The organism is Bradyrhizobium sp. KB893862 SZCCT0404, assembly GCF_018130885.1.
GTDB classification, from domain to species: Bacteria; Pseudomonadota; Alphaproteobacteria; order Rhizobiales; family Xanthobacteraceae; genus Bradyrhizobium; species Bradyrhizobium stylosanthis.
In genome coordinates this window covers 134,990-153,136 of sequence record NZ_JAFCLT010000014.1, presented here as the reverse complement: position 1 = coordinate 153,136, position 18,147 = coordinate 134,990, and the positions used below count along the sequence as shown (strand labels likewise).

General features: G+C 65.6%; 17 protein-coding genes. 8 read left to right on the top strand and 9 right to left on the bottom strand.

Translation table 11 applies throughout. The features are described from left to right. Positions 1-127 precede the first annotated feature (127 nt). From JQ617_RS36495 to JQ617_RS36480, 4 genes are all read right to left on the bottom strand, one after another. A complete protein-coding gene (locus JQ617_RS36495; RefSeq protein ID WP_212030573.1) occupies positions 128-1,861 on the bottom strand; it encodes an FAD-dependent oxidoreductase in 1,734 nt (577 codons plus the stop codon). Between the two features lie 59 nt (positions 1,862-1,920). Next, positions 1,921-2,940 carry a S1C family serine protease gene (locus JQ617_RS36490; RefSeq protein WP_212030572.1) on the bottom strand — a complete coding sequence of 340 codons (1,020 nt, stop codon included), beginning with the start codon at positions 2,938-2,940 and terminating at the stop codon, positions 1,921-1,923. Between the two features lie 105 nt (positions 2,941-3,045). Further along, the gene (locus tag JQ617_RS36485; protein ID WP_212030571.1) at positions 3,046-3,495 is read right to left on the bottom strand and encodes a hypothetical protein; all 450 of its coding nucleotides are present in this window, start codon (positions 3,493-3,495) and stop codon (positions 3,046-3,048) included. A gap of 9 nt (positions 3,496-3,504) precedes the next feature. Then, positions 3,505-5,103 carry a GMC family oxidoreductase gene (locus JQ617_RS36480; protein ID WP_212030570.1) on the bottom strand — a complete coding sequence of 533 codons (1,599 nt, stop codon included), beginning with the start codon at positions 5,101-5,103 and terminating at the stop codon, positions 3,505-3,507. 200 nt (positions 5,104-5,303) lie between these two features. Between JQ617_RS36480 and JQ617_RS36475 the strand changes: the two genes are divergently transcribed. Continuing rightward, on the top strand, positions 5,304-6,092 hold the full coding sequence (locus JQ617_RS36475; protein WP_212030569.1) for a thermonuclease family protein: 789 nt from the start codon (positions 5,304-5,306) through the stop codon (positions 6,090-6,092). 287 nt (positions 6,093-6,379) lie between these two features. Here JQ617_RS36475 and cyoD read toward each other — a convergent pair whose 3' ends face one another. From cyoD to JQ617_RS36455, 4 genes are read right to left on the bottom strand one after another with little or no spacing between them, the layout of a single operon-like run. Continuing rightward, positions 6,380-6,766, bottom strand: a complete 387-nt coding sequence (cyoD, locus tag JQ617_RS36470) for a cytochrome o ubiquinol oxidase subunit IV (protein ID WP_212030568.1) — start codon at positions 6,764-6,766, stop codon at positions 6,380-6,382. Further along, entirely contained in the window at positions 6,763-7,404 is a 642-nt protein-coding gene (locus JQ617_RS36465) for a cytochrome (ubi)quinol oxidase subunit III (RefSeq protein WP_063691552.1), read from the bottom strand. Before JQ617_RS36465 ends, cyoD begins: the two co-directional genes overlap by 4 nt. After that, positions 7,404-9,404 (bottom strand): cytochrome o ubiquinol oxidase subunit I, encoded by a 2,001-nt coding sequence (cyoB, locus tag JQ617_RS36460; RefSeq protein ID WP_212030567.1) that lies wholly within the window; start codon positions 9,402-9,404, stop codon positions 7,404-7,406. Before cyoB ends, JQ617_RS36465 begins: the two co-directional genes overlap by 1 nt. After that, on the bottom strand, positions 9,394-10,227 hold the full coding sequence (locus JQ617_RS36455) for a cytochrome ubiquinol oxidase subunit II family protein (protein ID WP_212030566.1): 834 nt from the start codon (positions 10,225-10,227) through the stop codon (positions 9,394-9,396). The genes cyoB and JQ617_RS36455 overlap by 11 nt, the downstream gene beginning before the upstream one ends. A gap of 231 nt (positions 10,228-10,458) precedes the next feature. Here JQ617_RS36455 and JQ617_RS36450 point away from each other — a divergent pair, with 231 nt between their 5' ends. Genes JQ617_RS36450 through JQ617_RS36440 form a run of 3 tightly spaced genes read left to right on the top strand, consistent with a single transcriptional unit; the run spans position 10,459 to position 12,644 of the window. After that, complete coding sequence (locus tag JQ617_RS36450) at positions 10,459-11,271, top strand: SDR family NAD(P)-dependent oxidoreductase (protein ID WP_212030565.1); 813 nt, start codon at positions 10,459-10,461, stop codon at positions 11,269-11,271. Positions 11,272-11,287: 16 nt separating this feature from the next. Next, on the top strand, positions 11,288-11,842 hold the full coding sequence (locus JQ617_RS36445; protein ID WP_212030564.1) for a carboxymuconolactone decarboxylase family protein: 555 nt from the start codon (positions 11,288-11,290) through the stop codon (positions 11,840-11,842). Position 11,843: 1 nt separating this feature from the next. Next, on the top strand, positions 11,844-12,644 hold the full coding sequence (locus JQ617_RS36440) for an SDR family NAD(P)-dependent oxidoreductase (protein ID WP_212030563.1): 801 nt from the start codon (positions 11,844-11,846) through the stop codon (positions 12,642-12,644). A gap of 216 nt (positions 12,645-12,860) precedes the next feature. On the opposite strand, the gene JQ617_RS36435 is transcribed toward JQ617_RS36440, so the two are convergent. Next, positions 12,861-14,189, bottom strand: coding sequence for a PQQ-dependent sugar dehydrogenase (locus tag JQ617_RS36435; RefSeq protein WP_249157808.1), 1,329 nt, complete (start codon positions 14,187-14,189; stop codon positions 12,861-12,863). Between the two features lie 247 nt (positions 14,190-14,436). Between JQ617_RS36435 and JQ617_RS36430 the strand changes: the two genes are divergently transcribed. From JQ617_RS36430 to JQ617_RS36415, 4 genes are all read left to right on the top strand, one after another. Continuing rightward, complete coding sequence (locus JQ617_RS36430; RefSeq protein WP_212030561.1) at positions 14,437-15,627, top strand: urate hydroxylase PuuD; 1,191 nt, start codon at positions 14,437-14,439, stop codon at positions 15,625-15,627. Positions 15,628-15,771: 144 nt separating this feature from the next. Then, a complete protein-coding gene (locus JQ617_RS36425) occupies positions 15,772-16,629 on the top strand; it encodes a VOC family protein (RefSeq protein WP_212030560.1) in 858 nt (285 codons plus the stop codon). Positions 16,630-16,706: 77 nt separating this feature from the next. Next, positions 16,707-16,982, top strand: a complete 276-nt coding sequence (locus JQ617_RS36420) for a hypothetical protein (protein WP_063691562.1) — start codon at positions 16,707-16,709, stop codon at positions 16,980-16,982. 204 nt (positions 16,983-17,186) lie between these two features. Continuing rightward, positions 17,187-18,146, top strand: a complete 960-nt coding sequence (locus tag JQ617_RS36415) for a lytic transglycosylase domain-containing protein (protein WP_212030559.1) — start codon at positions 17,187-17,189, stop codon at positions 18,144-18,146. The last annotated feature ends 1 nt before the right edge of the window (position 18,147 follow it).

Genomic DNA, 18,147 nt, shown 5'->3' with positions numbered 1-18,147 from the left:
TCGCCTTGACCGGCGAGCACGATGCCGCACTCTTGCCCCTGATCGACCTCTTGACGAACATCACGGTAGATGCCCCGCCCCCGTGCGCAATTGCGCACTAGGCGGGGCATGACAGCGGTGGGGATAGCTAGACTGGAGTTCCTACGGCCGCAGGCTTCGTCGCCGAGGTCACCCCACCCTCCGCCAGATGCCGTCCCGCGATATACCCGAACGTCAGCGCCGGCCCGAGCGTGATGCCCGGCCCCGGATAATTGCCGTTCATGATCGAGCCCATGTCGTTGCCGCAGGCATAGAGCCCCGCAATCGGCGTGGCGTCATCCCGCAGCACGCGTCCTTGCGCATCCACTTTCATGCCGATCGCGGTGCCGAGGTCGGCGGGATAGATCCGCATCGCAAAGAACGGCGCACGGAGGATCGGCGCGACGCAAGGGTTCGGCTTGTGGCCGGCATCGCCGAGATGGCGCTGGTAGACGGTGCTGCCTCGGCCGAATTCGGGATCGCGGCCTTCCTTCGCAGCTTCGTTGTAGCCGGCAATCGTCGCCGCGAGCACGGAAGGCTTGATGGCAATCTTCGCCGCTAACTGCGCGATGTCAGGCGCCTCGATCAACTCGCCGCTTGCGACATAGCGCCGGACACCGTGCGTGAACGGCTTGATACGGCCGAGACCGTAAGCCCATAGGAACGCGCGGTCGCAGACGAGATAGAACGGCCGGTCCGGCTCGCCATTGCCGTCGCGCAGCATGGCGAGCACGAACTCGTGGTAGGACAGCGCCTCGTTGACGAAGCGCCGGCCGGCCGCGTTGACGGCGATCACTCCGGGCTTGGCACGGTCCGTCACCGTGTGCGGAAACACACCACGGCTGCCGTCGGCGCGCCGGAACAGCGAGGCAGGGACCCAATAGGCCGGGCTGGTCGCGTCAGTATTGAGCGCGGCACCAGCCGTCGCCGCGAGCCGCAGCCCGTCGCCCGTGCCCGACGTGTTCGTGGCCGAGACAAATCCGGCGGCTGGCGGAAAGAACCGCTTGCGCAAACTCGCGTCGTGCGAGAAGCCGCCGGTCGCCAGCACCACGCCGCGGCGCGCCGCGATCAGGCGATCGCGCGCGCCATGGCGGATCACCACGCCCGCGACGCGATCGCCCTGCATCGAGAGATCCTCGACATCCGCGCTGAAGAGGATCTCGACCTGCCGCGCCAGCAGCGAGGCGTAAAGCCGCGCGGCGAGCGCATTGCCAAGATGCAGCGTCGTGCCGCGCGGCGAGTGCAGCCGCTGCAACGCGTAGGCGGAAACCAGCCGCGCTACCCGCAAGGTCGAGCGCAGCGATTTACCGACACGCCGCAGATGCGGAATGTCGAGCCGGTTGACCATCATCCCGCCGAACAGCGTAAATTCCGGCAAGGGCGGCCGCAGCCGCGCGAAAGCCTGGCCGAGCCGCGTGCCGTCGAAAGCCACCGGCTCCAGCACGCGGCCCCCCGATGTTGCGCCCAGCCGCTCCGGATAATAATCCGGATAGACTTTTACGGGCTGGAGCCGCACCTCGGTGTTGGCCTCGAGCCAGGCGACCGCCTCCGGTCCGCGCGCGAGGAAGGCGGCACGCAAACCGGCATTGGCGGGCTCGGGGACCGTGCCCGCCAGATATTGGACGGCATCGGTGATGCTGTCGGACAGTCCCGCCTCTTTCATCTTGGTATTGGCGGGAATCCAGACCATGCCGCCGGACCACGCCGTGGTGCCGCCGACAAAGGCGGTCTTCTCGATCACCAGCACCCGCAGGCCCTCGGCCGCGGCAACGGCCGCCGCCGTCATCCCGCCGGCGCCGGCGCCGATCACGACGACGTCGTAGGTCTCGTGCGCCGGCATCATGCGGCGGGTTTCCGGAAACGGGGCATGACACCGTCATACCCCTTCCCGGGCGCGTAACGCTAGCGCGCCGGCTTGCGCTCGATCGGATCGATGTCGATCGCCCGCAGGCGGCCGAGCCGCAGCACGTTCATGGCCAGCCGCCGGCCGATCCGGTCACGGTCGAGCACCCGGATCAGATCGTCGACGCCATTGATCTCGACGCCGTCGAGCCTGATCACGACGTCGCCGGGCAACAGGCCCGCCTTGGCCGCGGGGCCGTCCGGCTCGATCTGCATCAGCAGCGCGCCCATCTTGTTCTCGACGCCGGCCAGCACCGCGTGCCGCCGCGGGACCGGCGCGGTCTGTCCGGCAACGCCGATATAGGCGCGGCGGACATAGCCGTGGCGGATGATCTCCGACAGCACGAACTGCGCGGTGTTGCTGGCGACCGCAAAGCAGATGCCCTGCGCGCCGTTGATTATGGCCGTGTTGATGCCGATCACCTCGGCATTCGACGACACCAGCGGCCCGCCGGAATTGCCGGGGTTGAGCGCAGCATCGGTCTGGATCACGTCCTCGATGGTGCGGCCGCTGACCGAACGGATCGAGCGGCCGAGCGCCGAGACCACGCCGGCGGTCACGGTCGATTCGAAGCCGAGCGGATTGCCGATCGCGATCACGAGTTGGCCACGCCGCAGGCTCTTGGAATTGCCGAGCGCGGCATAGGGCAAGTCGCGCACGCCATTGGCGCGCAGCAGCGCAAGATCGGTGTCGGGGTCGGCACCGAGCACCTGCGCATCGCCGACATGACCCTCGACGTCGCGCAGCCGGATCTCCTTCGAAGAGCCGACCACGTGGCTGTTGGTGAGGACAAGCCCGTCCGGCGAGATCACGATGCCGGAGCCGAGCCCGCCGCGCTCGCGGCCGTTCGGCACCTTGGGACCGGTCTCGACGCGCACGACGGCAGGGCCGACGCGGTCGGTGACGTCGATCACGGCATTGGAATAGGCGTCCAGCAGCGCCCGGTCGTCGGCCGGCGCAGCCACTGTCGCTCGCGATGACGCGGCGTCATCGGCGATGTCTGAGGTAAAATCCAGCATGGCAAGAGTCCTTGAGGCTCACACAGATGGTGGCCTGTTCCCTCGCACGCAAGTGCCCCGCCCGGGGCGCAAGGCTGGGCTGCCAGTGCTTGACTGACCGGATGGCTAGGTCGCCCGCCGCAGCGTGCCGGCCCTCGCCTTGACCGGATCGAGCAGCGACCAGTCGCCGTCCGGCAGCACATAGCCCTTGGGGAACGGCGCGCGCAGATCCAGCCCGAGCGAGCGCAGCACGCGGTCGTCGCGATAGTAGCATTGCAGCACGACGCGGACGAGCGTTGCTGCGGGCGCGCCGCCGGCGATGCGAAACTGCTGCGCGACATTTTCGCGCGCGGCTGGTTCGAGGTCGGAGAGCGGCATGCCGGCGAGCCGGGCCAGATGATCGAGCGCCGCCGCAACCAGCCTGGCGTCCCGGCCGAGGGTTGCGATGATGTCGGCCTGGATAATGTCGTCGTTGGCACCGGGGACGCGGTATTCCTCGCTCGGCGGAACGATCATCGCGGCGATGGTGCGCAAGTCCTGGCGCTGCCGCGGCGTGAGGGTGATCTGCTCGGACATGTCGGTCCTCTAGTCGAACAAATTGGCGAGGCGCTGCTTCATCTGGTCGGCGATGTACAGCGCGAGGGCCTGGATGGTGGAGGTCGGGTTCACACCGCCCGAGGTGACGAAAATGCTGCCGTCGACGATGAAGAGGTTCTTCACGTCGTGCGAGCGGCCCCATTCGTTGACGACGGAGCGCGAGGGGTCGGTGCCCATCCGCGCGGTGCCGAGCAGGTGCCAGCCGCCCCAGGGGATCGGCGAGTTGACGCAGATGTCGGTTGCCCCGGCCGTCTCGAGAAACTCCCGGCCGCGCGCCAGCGCATGCTCCATCATCTTCCGGCTGTTCTCGCTGATGGTGTAGTCGATCCTCGGCGCGGGAATGCCGTGGCTGTCCTTCAAGACGGGATCGAGCGTGACCTGGTTGTGCTCCTCAGGCAGATCCTCGCAGATCGCCGAGAAGCCGAGCCTATGACCGTTGAGCTTGCGGAAGACGCGGTGGTGATCCTCGCCCCAGGGCAAAATGCCCTTCTGCTCGCTGACGACGGCCTCGAACACCGGCCCCGCCCCGCGCACGAACTGGACGCCATAGCCGCGCACGAAGCCGCGCGACAGGTCGGTGTCGTACCACTCCTTGCTCCACAGGCAGGTCGGCGGCGCGCGGTTCGAGTCGGTCGGCTCCTTCACATAGCCGTAGATCTGGGCGTAGGGATGGAACATCAGGTTCTTGCCGACGAGGCCCGACGAATTCGCAAGGCCGTTGGGGAAACGCCCCGACGCGGAGTTCAGCAGCAGGCGCGGCGTGCCGACGCCGTTGCAGGCGATGATGACGACATGCGCCGGCTGGAACTGCTCGACGCCGTCCTTGTCGCAATAGACCACGCCCGAGGCCATGCCGTTCTCGTCGGTGGTGATCTCGCGCACCCGGCAATGGGTGCGCAGCTCGACGCCGGCACGGACCGCATGCGGCCAATAGGTGATGTCGGTGGAGGATTTCGCGCCTTGCGCGCAGGCCGGCGTGCAGTGGCCGAGATTGATGCAGCGCGCCCGGCCCTCATAGTCCATGGTCGCGACCGTGGTGTCCGACGGCCACCAGTGCCAGCCGCGTTCGTTCATGGCCTTGCCGATGATGGCACCGGACAATCCCATCGGCTGCTGCGGCATCGGGGGATGCGTCAGCGGCGACAGCGGATCACCCGACAGGCCTGACGTTCCCATCATGCGGTCGTTCTCTTCGAAGAACGGCGTCAGCGCGTCGTAGTCGAGCGGCCAGTCGTCGGCGACGCCGTCGAGCGTCTTCACCTTGAAATCGGAGGGATGCAGCCGCGGCCAATGCGCCGTGTACATCACGGTCGAGCCGCCCACGGCATTGTAGTTCACGACCTTGATCGGCGAATTGTCGTCGTTGATCGGATAGTCCTCGGGACGGCCCCGGACATTGGGGCTCGACGACCACTCGCCGTAGAACTTGGCCTCCCAGTCCCGGCCCGTGCTGGGATATTCCGCCGGGTTCATCCAGCCGCCCTGCTCCAGGCAGAGAATGTGCATCTTGGTCTCGGCCAGCGACCACGCCACCGCGGCGCCGGATGCGCCGGCACCGATGATCAGGACGTCCACGGGGTCTTTCATCGCAACCTTTTCCTCCCCTCGCCGCTTCCCGGGCGATTCGGCCTTTCGAGGTCCGAAAGGCTGCACAAACGATAGGATCAGAGCCGCGGCCGAGTAAAGCCGTGGGGCCGGAATGTCGCACTTCGCAGGGCGCAGACCATTGGTATCGCCACATCCGGATGCTAGGAACAGGGCGCACGAGCCATCGATAGCGAGACCTTATGTCCTTCCGAAATTTCTTTGCCGCCGCCCGCGCTTTTGCGCTCGTTTCATTTTTCGCCCTGTCCGGCTTTGCGGTCATTTCGACCCCCGCCTCCGCACTGACCGCCGCCGCGACGGTCCGCGACGGCAACTCGATCCAGCTTGGCGACGTCACCTACCGGCTCGACGGCGTCGACGCACCCGAGCTGGACCAGGTCTGCATCGACGATCACGCGGATACCTGGACCTGCGGCATCGAGGCCCGCGACCAGCTGGCGAAGCTGATCAACAAGCGCTCGGTGCGCTGCGACGACGTCGGCCCGGAAAAGAGCTTCGGCAAGCGCCACCGCGCCATCTGCACGGCCGAGGGCGAGAAGACGAGCTTGAACGAGCAACTGGTCAAGCTCGGCTATGCCATCGCCCGCGAGCCGATCAAGGCGAACGTCAAGCCGGCGGCGAACGACGCCAAGTCGGCGTCGGCCGGGATCTGGAAGGGCTGCTTTGTTGCACCGCAAGATTTCCGCAGCGGCAAGAAGGACGGCGCACTGCTGGGCGCCGCCTGCCGCTCCGACCGCGACAAGGAGATTCGCGCCGTGCTGTTTCCCGAGGAGCTGACGATGCCGCCGAGCTGCAGCATCAAGGCCAAGCTCGCGGTGCGCGCCCGCGTCACCGGCAACATCGGCATCTATCACTTGCGAGGCTGCCCCAGCTATCCCGCGACGACCAAGCCGGACCGCTGGTTCTGCTCGGAGGACGACGCCCAGGCTGCCGGCTTCCGCAAGGCCTACAACTGCCGCCGGCCAAAGTGAACAACCGGTTCACGCAGCCGTGAGTGGTAGTCCGAGACCGTATTGATCCGGAATTGAACTTCGGCGGGAGATGCCCCATCTCTATAGGTACGCTAGCGCCTTGCGCGAGCGTTCCTTGGCAGCAATCCGGTTCGGATTTTGCTCGGGCGTTTCCTCCCTAGACTTGGGCCGCTTGTCATCCACAAGCGGCTCTTCTTTTTTGTACGGACGTGAAGGCCGATTCTGCCGCGGCCGTCATGGCCGGTACAAGCCCAGGCATGACGGCGCAGCGCATCGCGGCGCATCCCCTACTGACGCATCATGATCTGGTCCATCGGCGGCATGTTGGCGTTCAGGTTCGACATGATCCAGACGGTGCCGCCGACCACCAGGAACACCACCAGCAGCCCGAAGGCCAGCGCCAGCACGTTGTTGGTGTTGTCGGGGCCCGTGGTGATGTGCAGGAAGAACACCAGGTGCACGCCCATCTGCGCGATCGCGAGCACGATCAGCGCGACGGGGATCGAAGGCTGCCAGACCAGATCGGTGCCGGCGATGAAGAACGACGTCGCGGTGAGCAGCAGCGCCAGGGCGAGACCGACGACATAACCCAGGATCCGCTCGCCGACACTGTGTTGCTCGTCCTCGCCCGGTGCGAGGTCGCGTTCGCCATGAACATGCGTCTGATCGGTCATGCGGCACTCCCGAGCAGGTAGACGACGGAAAAGACTCCGACCCAGATGATGTCGAGCGCGTGCCAGAACAGCGCAAAGCACATCATCCGGCGCAGGACGTCGGCGCGAAAGCCCTTGGCGAAGACCTGGGCCATCATGGTGAGCAGCCAGAGCACACCGGCCGACACGTGCAGGCCGTGGCAGCCGACCAGCGAGAAGAACGACGACAGGAAGGCACTGCGGGTCGGACCATAGCCGCGCGCGATGAGGTCGGCGAATTCCCTGAACTCGATGGCGAGGAAGATCAGGCCGAGCACGCAGGTCACGGTCATGCCGAGATAGAACCAGAACCGGTTGCGCACGTCGGCCGCGATGCTGGCCATGCCGCAGGTGAAGCTCGACAGCAAGAGGCAGACCGTCTCGATCGCGACGTTGCGCTGCTCGAAGATCTCCGCGCCGCTGGGGCCGCCGGCGGTCTGACCGTGCAGCACCGCATAGGCCGCAAAGAAGCAGGAGAACATCACGATGTCGGATAGCAGAAAAACCCAGAAGCCGTATGCCGTCACGATCCGCTTCGATGCAGGTCCGGGATGTTCGACGACGACGCCGATGTGATGGGGATCGGCATGCGCGCGGCCGGCGGTTGCGGTCATCGACATCAGATTGCCCCCGCCATGCTGACGAGGCTGCGCCGTTCCTCGAGATTGACGCGGTCGATCCGGGCGACCTCCTCAGCCGGAATGACGTATTCATCGTGGTCGCGCCAGGCGAACACGACGAAGGTCGCGAACGCGCCGAGGCCGCCCAGGATCACCATCCACCAGATGTGCCAGATCAGCGCGAAGCCCATGATGGTGGCGAAGAACGCGCAGACGAAGCCGGTCGGCGAGTTCCTGGGCATCTCGATGTCGTGATATTCGGGGTCCTCATGCTCCAGCGATTGCTGCTGCGCGCGGACCTTCATGTCCCAATAGGCGTCCTCGCCGCGGACATCGGGATGGAAGGCGAAGTTGAACACCGGCGGCGGCGACGAGGTCGCCCATTCCAGCGAGCGGCCGTCCCAGGGATCGCCGGTGCGGTCGCGCAATGCCTCGCGGTTGCGGATACTGACCACGAGCTGCATGATCTGGCAGATCACGCCGATCGACAGCACGGCCATGCCGATTACCGCGACGATCATCCAGGGCCGCCAGGCCGCGACGTCGTAGTGCTGCAGGCGCCTGGTCATGCCGAGCATACCGGCGATGTAGAGCGGCATGAAGGTGACCCAGAAGCCCGTGAAGGTGAACCAGAACGCGGCCTTGCCCCAGCGCTCGTCGAGGCGGAAGCCGAATGCCTTCGGGAACCAGTATTCGAAGCCGGCAAAGGCCCCGAACAGCACGCCGCCGATGATGACGTTGTGGAAATGCGCCACCAGGAACATGCTGTTGTGAAGCATGAAGTCGGCCGGCGGCACCGCGACCAGGACGCCGGTCAATCCGCCGATGATGAAGGTGACCATGAAGCCGACCGACCACAGCATCGGCGTCGCGAAGCGGATGCGGCCGCCATACATCGTGAACAGCCAGTTGTAGATCTTCACGCCGGTCGGTATCGCGATGATCATGCTGGCGATGCCGAAGATGGCGTTGACGTTCGGCCCTGCGCCCATCGTGAAGAAATGGTGCAGCCAGACCATGAAGGAGACGACGCAGATCGCCATGGTCGCGAGCACCATCGAGCGGTAGCCGAACAGCGCCTTGCCGGAGAAGGTCGACACCACCTCGGAGAAGATGCCGAACGCCGGCAGCACGAGGATGTAGACCTCGGGGTGTCCCCAGGCCCAGATCAAATTCATGAACATCATGACGTTGCCGCCGGCTTCGTTCGTGAAGAAGTGGAAGCCGAGATAGCGGTCGAGCAGCAGCATCGCGAGCGTCGCGGTGAGGATCGGAAACGCGGCGACGATCAGGAGGTTCGAGGCCAGCGTGGTCCAGCAGAACATCGGCATGCGCAGATAGTTCATGCCCCTGGTGCGCAGCTTCAGCACCGTGGTGACGAGATTGATGCCGGCCACCAGCGTGCCGACGCCGGAGATCTGCAGCGACCAGGCGTAATAGTCGACGCCGACGCCGGGCGAATAGGACAGCCCGGACAAAGGCGGAAAGGCGAGCCAGCCGGTGCGCGCGAACTCGCCGACCACCAGCGAGACATTGACCAGCAGCGCGCCGGTCGCGGTCAGCCAGAAGCCGACCGAATTGAGCGTCGGGAACGCGACGTCGCGGACGCCGAGCTGGAGCGGCACGATGAGGTTCATCAGCCCGATCACGAACGGCATCGCGACGAAGAAGATCATGATGGTGCCGTGCGCCGAAAAGATCTGGTTGTAATGTTCGGGCGGCAGATAGCCCTGCGACTGGAAGGCGACCGCCTGCTGGATCCGCATCATGATGGCATCGCTGCCGCCGCGCAGCAGCATCACCGAGGCCAGCAGGATGTACATGACGCCGATGCGCTTGTGATCGACGCTGGTGATCCATTCGTCCCAGAGATAGGGCAGATGCCCCTTCACCACGACCCAGATCAGCACCGCGAGGATCGCGACCAGCACCACCCCGCCCGCGATGAGCGGAATCGGCTGGTCGAACGGAATGGCCGACCAGTCGAGCTTACCGAGCATCGTGGCCTCCACTGTGCGGCCGGCCGGCATCCGATAGCAGCTCCGGCCCGGGCCCCGGGGGAATGTGCTGGGTCGCGATCAGGTCGAACAGGCGCGAGTCTGCAAGACGAAAGGTCAGCCGGCCGCGCTCGATGCCCTGCTGCATCAGCTTCTTGTAGCTCTCCTCGTCCAGCACGGCATCGGACTTCGCCGTCGTCGCCACCCAGTCCGGAAAGGCGAGCGGCGAGATCACGTTGACGTCGAACATCATGTCGGGAAAGCCGTCGCCCGAGAAATGCGCCGACAGCCCCTGCAGCTTGCCCACGTTGTCGGCGCGCAGGTTCAGCCGCGTCACCATGCCGTTCATGGTGTAGATCATGCTGCCGAGCTGCGGGATAAAGAACGTGTTCATCACGCTCGACGACGTCAGCTGGAAGTTCAGCTCGGCGCCGGCCGGCACCGTCAGCGTGTTGACGGTGGCGATGCGCTGGTCGGGATAGATGAAGAGCCACTTCCAGTCGAGCGAGACGGCCTGGATGCGGACCGGGCTGCCGGTGCCGGGCACGGGCGCTGCGGGATCGAGCTGGTGCGAGCCGATCCAGGCGACGCCGCCGAGCAGGATCACGGTCAGCGCGGGGATCGACCACACCACCATCTCGACCCGGCCGGAATAAACGAAGTCGGGCTGGTAGCGCGCGCGCGTGTTCGAGGCGCGAAACCAGAACGCAAAGGCCAGGATCGCGAAAATGGTCGGGACCACGATCACGAGCATGATGAAGACGGAATCGACCAAAATGGTGCTGTTGGCCGCAGCCACAGGGCCTTGTGGATCGAGCAGATTCATCGGCAAGCCACTGGCGGTTGGGAAGCCCCGGGCGCAAGCGTAAAGCAAGAAACGCCCCGCAACAAACGCAGTTGTATCAGGACGGTTCCGGAAACCGTCTTTCACAACCGCCCGATCCCGCGCGGCGGCATGCAATTCCGCGCGATATCAATGACATCCGCGCTGGGCCATCGGGCTTCTCTCCCCTCCACGGCGTTGCTATCGTCGGAAAAAACAGCGGGATGGAACGAGATGCGGGGGCCCGAGGATGATGCCGGCCTCGCCGGCAAGGTGGCGCTGATCAGTGGCGGCGGTGCTGCGGGCGATGGCATCGGCAACGGCCGCGCTGCAGCAATCCTGCTCGCCCGCGCCGGCGCGAAAGTGCTGGTGGCCGATCGCGACCTCAAGCTCGCCGAACGCACCGTGGACATGATCACCGCCGAGAGCGGGACCGCCGCAGCACATGGCGGCGACGTCACCAGCGAAGCCGATTGCAAGGCGCTCGTCGAGGCCGCGCTCGACCGCTGGGGCCGGCTCGACCTGCTCGACAACAATGTCGGCATCGGCAGCCGTGGCAGCGTGGTGGACGAGACAGCCGAGCAGTACCGCCGCGTCATGCAGGTCAACGTCGAGACCATGTTCCTGCTCTCGAAGCACGCGATCCCCGCCATGATCCGGACGGCTCGGGGCGGCGCGATCGTCAACATCTCCTCGATCTCGGCGCTGCGACCGCGCGGGCTGACGACCTACACGACCTCCAAGGCCGCGATCATCGGATTGACGCGCGCGATGGCGGTCGACCACGGCCGCGACAACATTCGCGTCAACTGCATCTGCCCGGGACCGATGTACACGCCGATGGTCTATGCACGCGGCATGAGCGAGCAAGCCCGCGCCAATCGCGCCAAGGCCTCCCTGCTCAAGACCGAAGGCACCGCCTGGGACGTCGGTCACGCCGTCAAATTCCTGCTCAGCGATTTCGCCCGCTACATCACCGGCCAGGTGCTGGTGGTCGATGGCGGCGTGACGCTGCAGGCGCCGGAACGCGAGTCACAACAACACTGACGAGGGACACACAGAAATGGCACGCCTGCCCTATCTCGAGGCCGACCAGGTCGCGCCCGAATATCGCGACATGCTCAAGCGCAACACCAATTTGCACAAGCTGCTGGTCAACTCGCCGGAGATGGCGCGCGCCTTCAACGGCATCGGCGGCTATATCCGCTTCAAGAGCAAGCTCGACCCGCGCCTGCGCGAGCTTGCGATCCTCCAGGTCGGCTGGCTGGAGAAGTCGGAATACGAGTTCACCCATCATGTGAAGATCGGCAAGGAGTTCGGCGTCACCGACGACGACATCGCCGGCCTGATGGCGGAGACCGAAGGCAAGCCCTCGAAGCTGGAGCCGCTCGCCAAGGCGATCCTGAAAGGCGCCCGCGAGATGGTGCGCGAGCTCGCGATGTCGGATGCGACCTTCGCCGAGATCAGGAAAGACCTCTCCGACGAGCACATGGTGGACCTCGTCCTCACCATCGCCTTCTATTGCGGCGTGGTCCGCGTGCTCGCCACCATGAAGATCGACAACGAACCCTATTATAAAGAGGTACTCCAGCAGTACCCGATCCCGGGAGTGAACTGACATGCGCCTGAAGGACAAGGTTGCAATCGTCGTCGGCGCCGGCCAGAGCCCCGGCGAAGGCATGGGCAATGGCCGCGCCACGGCACTCACCTTCGCGCGCGAGGGTGCCAGGGTGCTGTGCGTCGACCATCATCTGGAGTCGGCGCAAGAGACCGTCGCGATGATCGCCGCGAAGAGCGGCACCGCCGCGGCCTTCAAGGCCGACGTGACGAAGTCTGCCGACATCAAGGCGATGGTGGCGGACGCGCAATCGCGCTGGGGCCGGATCGACGTGCTGCACAACAATGTCGGCGTCAGCCTCTCCGGCGGCGACGCCGAGCTGCTAGAGATCACCGAGGAAGCGTTCGACCGCATCGTCGCCATCAATCTGAAAAGCTGCGTTCTCGCGGCAAAGGAGGTGATCCCGATCATGCGCGCGCAAGGAAGCGGCGCCATCATCAACATCTCGTCCATGGCCGCGATCACGACCTACCCTTACGTCGCCTACAAGGCGACGAAGTCGGCGATGATCGCCTTCACCGAACAACTCGCCTACCAGAACGCCGAATACGGTATCCGCGCCAACGTCATCCTGCCTGGCCTGATGAACACGCCGATGGCAGTCGATACCCGCGCGCGCGAATGGCACAAGACCCGCGCCGAGGTCGAGGCCGAGCGCGACAGCAAGGTGCCGCTGCGCAAGAAGATGGGCACCGGCTGGGACGTCGCGAACGCCGCGTTGTTCCTGGCGTCGGATGAAGCGAATTTTATCACGGGCGTGACGCTGCCGGTGGACGGCGGGGCGAGCGTGAGAAGGGGGTAGGTCCCTTTCTTCCTTCTCCCCTTGCGGGAGAAGATGGCATGGGCGGCCTTAGGCCGCCGTCTCTTAAAGACGCCGAAGCGAAGCTTCGGCTATGGCGCCGGATGAGGGGTTCTCTCCGCGCGCTGTAGTGAGCGTTGGACTCGTGGATAGAACCCCTCACCCGCTTCGCCGCTACGCGGCGAGCCACCCTCTTCCGCAAGGGGAGAGGGTGCAGCGTCACCGCGGCGTGCTTGTCACCCGCCAGATCGTGCCGTTGCCATCCTCCGACACCAGCAACGATCCATCCTTCGCCACTGCGACACCCACCGGCCTGCCCCACACCTCGATGTCGCTCACCACGAAGCCCGTGACGAAATCCTCGTACTCGCCCGTCGCCTTGCCGTCCTTCATCTTGATGCGGATCACCTTGTAGCCGGTGCGCTTCGACCGGTTCCAGGAGCCGTGCTCGGCGGCGAAGGCCTCGCCCTGATACTCGGGCGGAAACTGCGAGCCCTGGTAGAAGGTCATGCCGAGCGAGGCCGAGTGCGGCTGGATCAGCACGTCGGGCACCGTCACCTTGTCCTTGAGATCCGGCCGCGCGCCGGCATGGCGCGGATCTTCGTTGCCGCCGATATAGAACCACGGCCAGCCGTAGAACGCGCCCTCCTTCACGCTGGTGACGTAGTCGGGCACGAGGTCGTCGCCGAGACCGTCACGCTCGTTGGTCGAACACCAGGGCAGCGCGGTCTGCGGCTGGATTGCGAGACCGACGCAATTGCGGATGCCGGTGGCGTAAACCTTCCGCTCCTTGCCATCGGGCGTGAAGGCCAGCACCGCGGCGCGCTCGAGCTCGCTGGCCCAGGTCGCGCCGAGCGGCTGCGCCTTCGACCATGCCTCCAATCCGCCGGGCGGCGTGCCCATGCCCTCGGCGACGTTGCTGAGCGAGCCGACCGAGACCAGCATGCGCTTGCCATCCGGCGTGAAGACGATGTCGCGGGTGGAATGGCCGCCATCATGCGGCAGGCTGGCAACGATCGTCTCCGCCTTGCCGCGCGCCTTGAGATCGCCGGCCTGATAGGGAAAGCGGACGACGCTGTCGGTGTTGGCGACATAAACCCATTGCGGATTGTCGCCGCTCGGGAAGAAGGCGATGCCGAACGGCTGCCGCAAGCCGCTGGCATAGACCTCGCTGGTCGCGACCTTGCCGCCCTCCGCGGCGCGCAGCACGCGGATGCTGCCCGCCCGCGTCTCCGCGACGAAGACATCGCCATTCGGCGCCACGCGGATGATGCGCGGCGCGCGCAGGCCCTCGGCGAACAGCTCGATCCTGAACCCCGCCGGCACCTGCGGCGAGGCATCCGGCGGCCGCGGCACCACGCGCGCGGAGCTCGCAACCGACCGCGTGGCGCCCGGCCGCACCAGATCCTGCGGCCGGATCAATCTGACAGTGCCCGGCTTGTCGGTCTGCCAGTCGCCGTAGGCGTCCTTGCCCTGCAGCACCGGCTCGGCCTGCGCAATAGCCGCACCCGCGACCAGTACGGCGACAGACAACACAGCAGTCGACATCCTGTTTTTCACGTCGTCATCCTTTCGGCCTGCCACGTCCACGGCATCAACGCGGATCGCCCGCAATTGGTCCGCGACAGGCAAGACACCTGCCGCGTCCCACATCAGCTCATGCCCGCATGATGTGCATGAGCCGCAGCCTATCGTACTGGAAAACAGCGCCGATAGGTGCGACACATTGCAAGGGAGCGGCCGCGATTGCGGTCATGAACGTTGCGGCGTCCATGTCGCACCTGATGGGGTGATCATGTGGGGATCCATCATATCGGAATGGGCCAGCCTGCTGCTCCGCTGGTTGCATGTCGTGGCGGCGATCGCCTGGATCGGAAGTTCCTTCTATTTCATCGCCCTCGACCTCAGCCTCAAGCCGAGGCGTGACCTGCCGGACGGCGTGCAGGGCGAGGCCTGGCAGGTCCATGGCGGCGGCTTCTACCGGATCATGAAATATCTGGTCGCCCCCAGCCAGATGCCGGACGAGCTCACCTGGTTCAAATGGGAGGCCTACACCACCTGGCTCTCCGGCTTCGCGCTGATGGTGGTGGTGTATTATCTCGAGGCCGATCTGTTCCTGGTCGACAAGTCGATCCTCGACCTCACGCCGTTCCAGGCCGGGCTGTTCAGCTTCTTCAGCCTCGCGCTGGCGTGGTTGCTCTACGAGGCCGCCTGCCGCAGCGGGCTCGCGCAGCGCGAGCTTCCCTTCGCTATTGGCGGCTATCTGTTCCTGGTCGCGCTGACCTATGCCTTCACCCATGTGCTGAGCGGCCGCGGCGCCTTCAACCAGATCGGCGCGATCATCGGCACCATCATGGTCGCCAACGTCTTCACGCTGATCATCCCGAACCAGAAGAAGATCGTGGCAGCGCTGGTCGCGGGGAAGGCGCCCGATCCCAAGCTCGGCAAGGCCAGCAAGGAACGCTCGGTCCACAACAACTACCTGACGCTGCCCGTGGTCGTGCTGATGATCAGCAACCACTATCCCCTGCTCTACGCGACGCGCTTCAACTGGGTCATCGTCGCGATCATCCTGGCGCTGGGACCGGTGATCCGTCACTTCTTCAACGAGGGTCATGCCGGGCGGAGATCGCCATGGTGGGTGTGGGGCGTCGCTGCGATCGGCGTGATCGCAATCCTCTTCCTCTCCGCCGCCGGCCCGCGCGAGGCGAAGACAAGTGCGCTGCCGGCGCCGGTCACGGTCGCCAATGTCGAGGAGATCGTGATGTCCCGCTGCAGCATGTGCCATGCCGCCGAACCGGTCTGGGCCGGCATCGTCACCGCGCCGAAGGGCATTCTGCTCGACGCGCCCGAGCACATCCATCGCAACATCCGCCTGATCGGCCGCGTCGCCGCCTGGTCCAATGCGATGCCGCCCGGCAACATCACCGAAATGACCAGCGAGGAGCGCGCCATCCTTGCCGCCTATATCGAGCAGGCACGCTGATGCCATTGCGTGTCGGCACGGCTTTTCGCGGAATGAAATTTCCGCAGCTCCCGCCGATTTGAAAATGACTCGATCGATTATCCAGCGTAGATAGGGACATCGGCCACTCGTGCCGCTCAATCCATCTGCCGCGGGGAAATCACAGTGGCCCTCAAGAACGTCATCGGAATCGACCACGCCGTGGTCATGGTGAAGGACCTCGACAAGGCCGCCGAGAACTATCGGCAGCTCGGCTTCACGATCTCGCCGCGCGGCACCCATAGCGCGCATATGGGCACCGGCAACTACACCATCATGTTCGACCCCGATTACATGGAGCTGCTCGGCGTGCTCGTGGCGACCGAGCACAACGCGCCCGCGCGCGCCTTCGTCGACAGGCACGGCGAAGGCATCGAACGCATCGCCTTCACCGCGGTCGATAGCGCAGCCGGCGCCGAGGAGATCCGTGCGCGCGGCCTGACGCCGATCGGCCCCACCGATTTCGAACGTCCCGTCACCCTGCCTGACGGCACGATCTCGGCGGCCAAATTCCGTACCTTCATGTGGCCGACCGCCGAGGCGCCCGGCGGCGTGCGCATCTTCGCCTGCCAGCACAAGACCCGGGAGACCGTCTGGATCCCCGAGCTCATGAAACACGCCAACGCAGCAAGGCGCATCAAGCAGACGCTGATCGCAACGCCCGAGCCCGCGCAGGAAGCCGCGCATCTCGGCCGGCTGATCGACCGCGAGCCGAAGGCGGAGGCCGACGGCGCCGCGACCGTACCTTCCGGCGGCGAGCGCGCCGACTTCGTCTATCTGACGCTGGACCAGCTCGGAAAGCGCTATCCCGGCGTGCCGCTCGCGGGTCTCTCCGAGCGCGGCGGCGCCGCGCTGGTGCTGGTCAGCGGCGATCTCGCCGCGACCGAGAAGGCGCTGGGCTCGACCGCGGTGCGAAGCGGACCTGCGATCTGCGTGCCTCCGGCCAAGGCCAACGGCACCCTGCTCGCCTTCGTTGCCGGCTGATTTTAACTAATTCTTTAACGTGTGTTTACCCGGCGGCTCTAGGATTCCCGGCGATCCAAGCCACCGGGGCCAAACGCATGTTCAAAGAGGGATCGCCGATCGCCTATGACGCGCCGGCCGAGCTGAAGAAATGGCCATCGCTGAAGGGCGAGAGGCAGAAGGACCGCGGTCCGCCCTATATGGTCTACAACGGCACGCTCGCCGACTGCGTTCGCGAACTCATGGGCAAGCCGATCAAGGGCATCTCGCTCTACGACATCATGACCAAACCGCAGGCCGCCTTCGACCAGACCGTGCTGTCGCCGGGCGATGCCGCCGAGATCGCGATGCGCAAGGATTTTCCGAAGGCGTAGGCGCCGCCGGTTTGACCTGCAATATCGCTCATAGCGCCGCGGCCCCGTAGATCCGCGGGCCGACGCAGCTCGTTCTTGCTGCGGGAACACCGTACTAACACCGGCCCTTCCGCGGAATCGCAGCTTCGCCGCAATTACGGTTAATGAAGTCCTCGTCACCGGTCGCGCCGGTCGTTCCCCCACAGTTCGAGGACTTTTACCGAGATGCGATTTCTCGTCGCGGCTTGCGCTGCGTTTCTGATCTTGATGTGCGACGTCGGCTCGACGACGTCCCGGCACGCAGAAGACGTCGACAACTCCCTTCCGAAGGCCGATCGCGGGCCTTCCCTGGTTCCCCTCGTCGAGCTCTTCCTTGCAAGCGTGCAGGCCATTGAACTTGCGAACGCACGCGCGGCCTACGAGGAGACGATTGAGCCGCCGCGCATGGTCGAGACCATCGTGCAGGCTCCGGCTTCGCCGACCGAAAGATTCTGCTACGCGCTGCGCGAAGCCGCCGAGGCCAGCGGCATTCCCGTGCCGTTCTTCGCGCGCCTGCTCTGGCAGGAGAGTCGCTTCCGCTCCAACGAGGTCAGCCCCGCCGGCGCACAAGGCGTCGCGCAATTCATGCCGGAGACAGCCGCCGAAGTCGGCCTCGACGATCCCTTCGATCCCATGAAGGCGTTGCCGGCATCGGCAAGATTCCTGCGCAAGCTCCGCGACGATTTCGGCAATCTCGGTCTCGCCGCAGCCGCCTACAACGCAGGGCCCGGCCGCATCCAGAAATGGCTGGCCAGGGAGAGCGAGCTGCCGCGCGAGACGCGCGACTATGTCCGCATCATCACCGGCACCAAGGCCGAGGACTGGACCGAGCGTTCGGAAGCTCTCGCGATCAGGATCGACCTGCCGCGCGAAGCGCCGTGCGAAGGCATCGGAAGCCTGTCGAAGTCGAAGGACATCGCCTGGGTTCCGGTGAACCTGACGCCCTCGGTCGTCACCATCATGCGAAAGGCGGAGCAGCTTGCGGCACGGCTGTCGGCCAACCGCGCACGCAAGCGGTTCGCGTCCCTGCTGCGCAAGAGCGGTTCGGCACATGACAAGGCGCGCAGCATGATTGCGGCGCGCGCGACAAAGGGCGCGAAGATGCGCGCCATCCGCGTGGCATCGCGCGAACGATCCTCGAGCTGAC

Coding starts and splice junctions, on each gene's coding strand:
- JQ617_RS36455 (WP_212030566.1), bottom strand. CDS start 10,227: ATGAATCTGCTCGATCCACAAGGCCCTGTGGCTGCGGCCAACAGCACC.
- JQ617_RS36450 (WP_212030565.1), top strand. CDS start 10,459: ATGCGGGGGCCCGAGGATGATGCCGGCCTCGCCGGCAAGGTGGCGCTG.
- JQ617_RS36480 (WP_212030570.1), bottom strand. CDS start 5,103: ATGAAAGACCCCGTGGACGTCCTGATCATCGGTGCCGGCGCATCCGGC.
- cyoB (WP_212030567.1), bottom strand. CDS start 9,404: ATGCTCGGTAAGCTCGACTGGTCGGCCATTCCGTTCGACCAGCCGATT.
- JQ617_RS36490 (WP_212030572.1), bottom strand. CDS start 2,940: ATGCTGGATTTTACCTCAGACATCGCCGATGACGCCGCGTCATCGCGA.
- JQ617_RS36475 (WP_212030569.1), top strand. CDS start 5,304: ATGTCCTTCCGAAATTTCTTTGCCGCCGCCCGCGCTTTTGCGCTCGTT.
- JQ617_RS36440 (WP_212030563.1), top strand. CDS start 11,844: ATGCGCCTGAAGGACAAGGTTGCAATCGTCGTCGGCGCCGGCCAGAGC.
- JQ617_RS36435 (WP_249157808.1), bottom strand. CDS start 14,189: ATGTCGACTGCTGTGTTGTCTGTCGCCGTACTGGTCGCGGGTGCGGCT.
- JQ617_RS36495 (WP_212030573.1), bottom strand. CDS start 1,861: ATGATGCCGGCGCACGAGACCTACGACGTCGTCGTGATCGGCGCCGGC.
- cyoD (WP_212030568.1), bottom strand. CDS start 6,766: ATGACCGATCAGACGCATGTTCATGGCGAACGCGACCTCGCACCGGGC.
- JQ617_RS36485 (WP_212030571.1), bottom strand. CDS start 3,495: ATGTCCGAGCAGATCACCCTCACGCCGCGGCAGCGCCAGGACTTGCGC.
- JQ617_RS36465 (WP_063691552.1), bottom strand. CDS start 7,404: ATGTCGATGACCGCAACCGCCGGCCGCGCGCATGCCGATCCCCATCAC.
- JQ617_RS36445 (WP_212030564.1), top strand. CDS start 11,288: ATGGCACGCCTGCCCTATCTCGAGGCCGACCAGGTCGCGCCCGAATAT.
- JQ617_RS36420 (WP_063691562.1), top strand. CDS start 16,707: ATGTTCAAAGAGGGATCGCCGATCGCCTATGACGCGCCGGCCGAGCTG.
- JQ617_RS36430 (WP_212030561.1), top strand. CDS start 14,437: ATGTGGGGATCCATCATATCGGAATGGGCCAGCCTGCTGCTCCGCTGG.
- JQ617_RS36415 (WP_212030559.1), top strand. CDS start 17,187: ATGCGATTTCTCGTCGCGGCTTGCGCTGCGTTTCTGATCTTGATGTGC.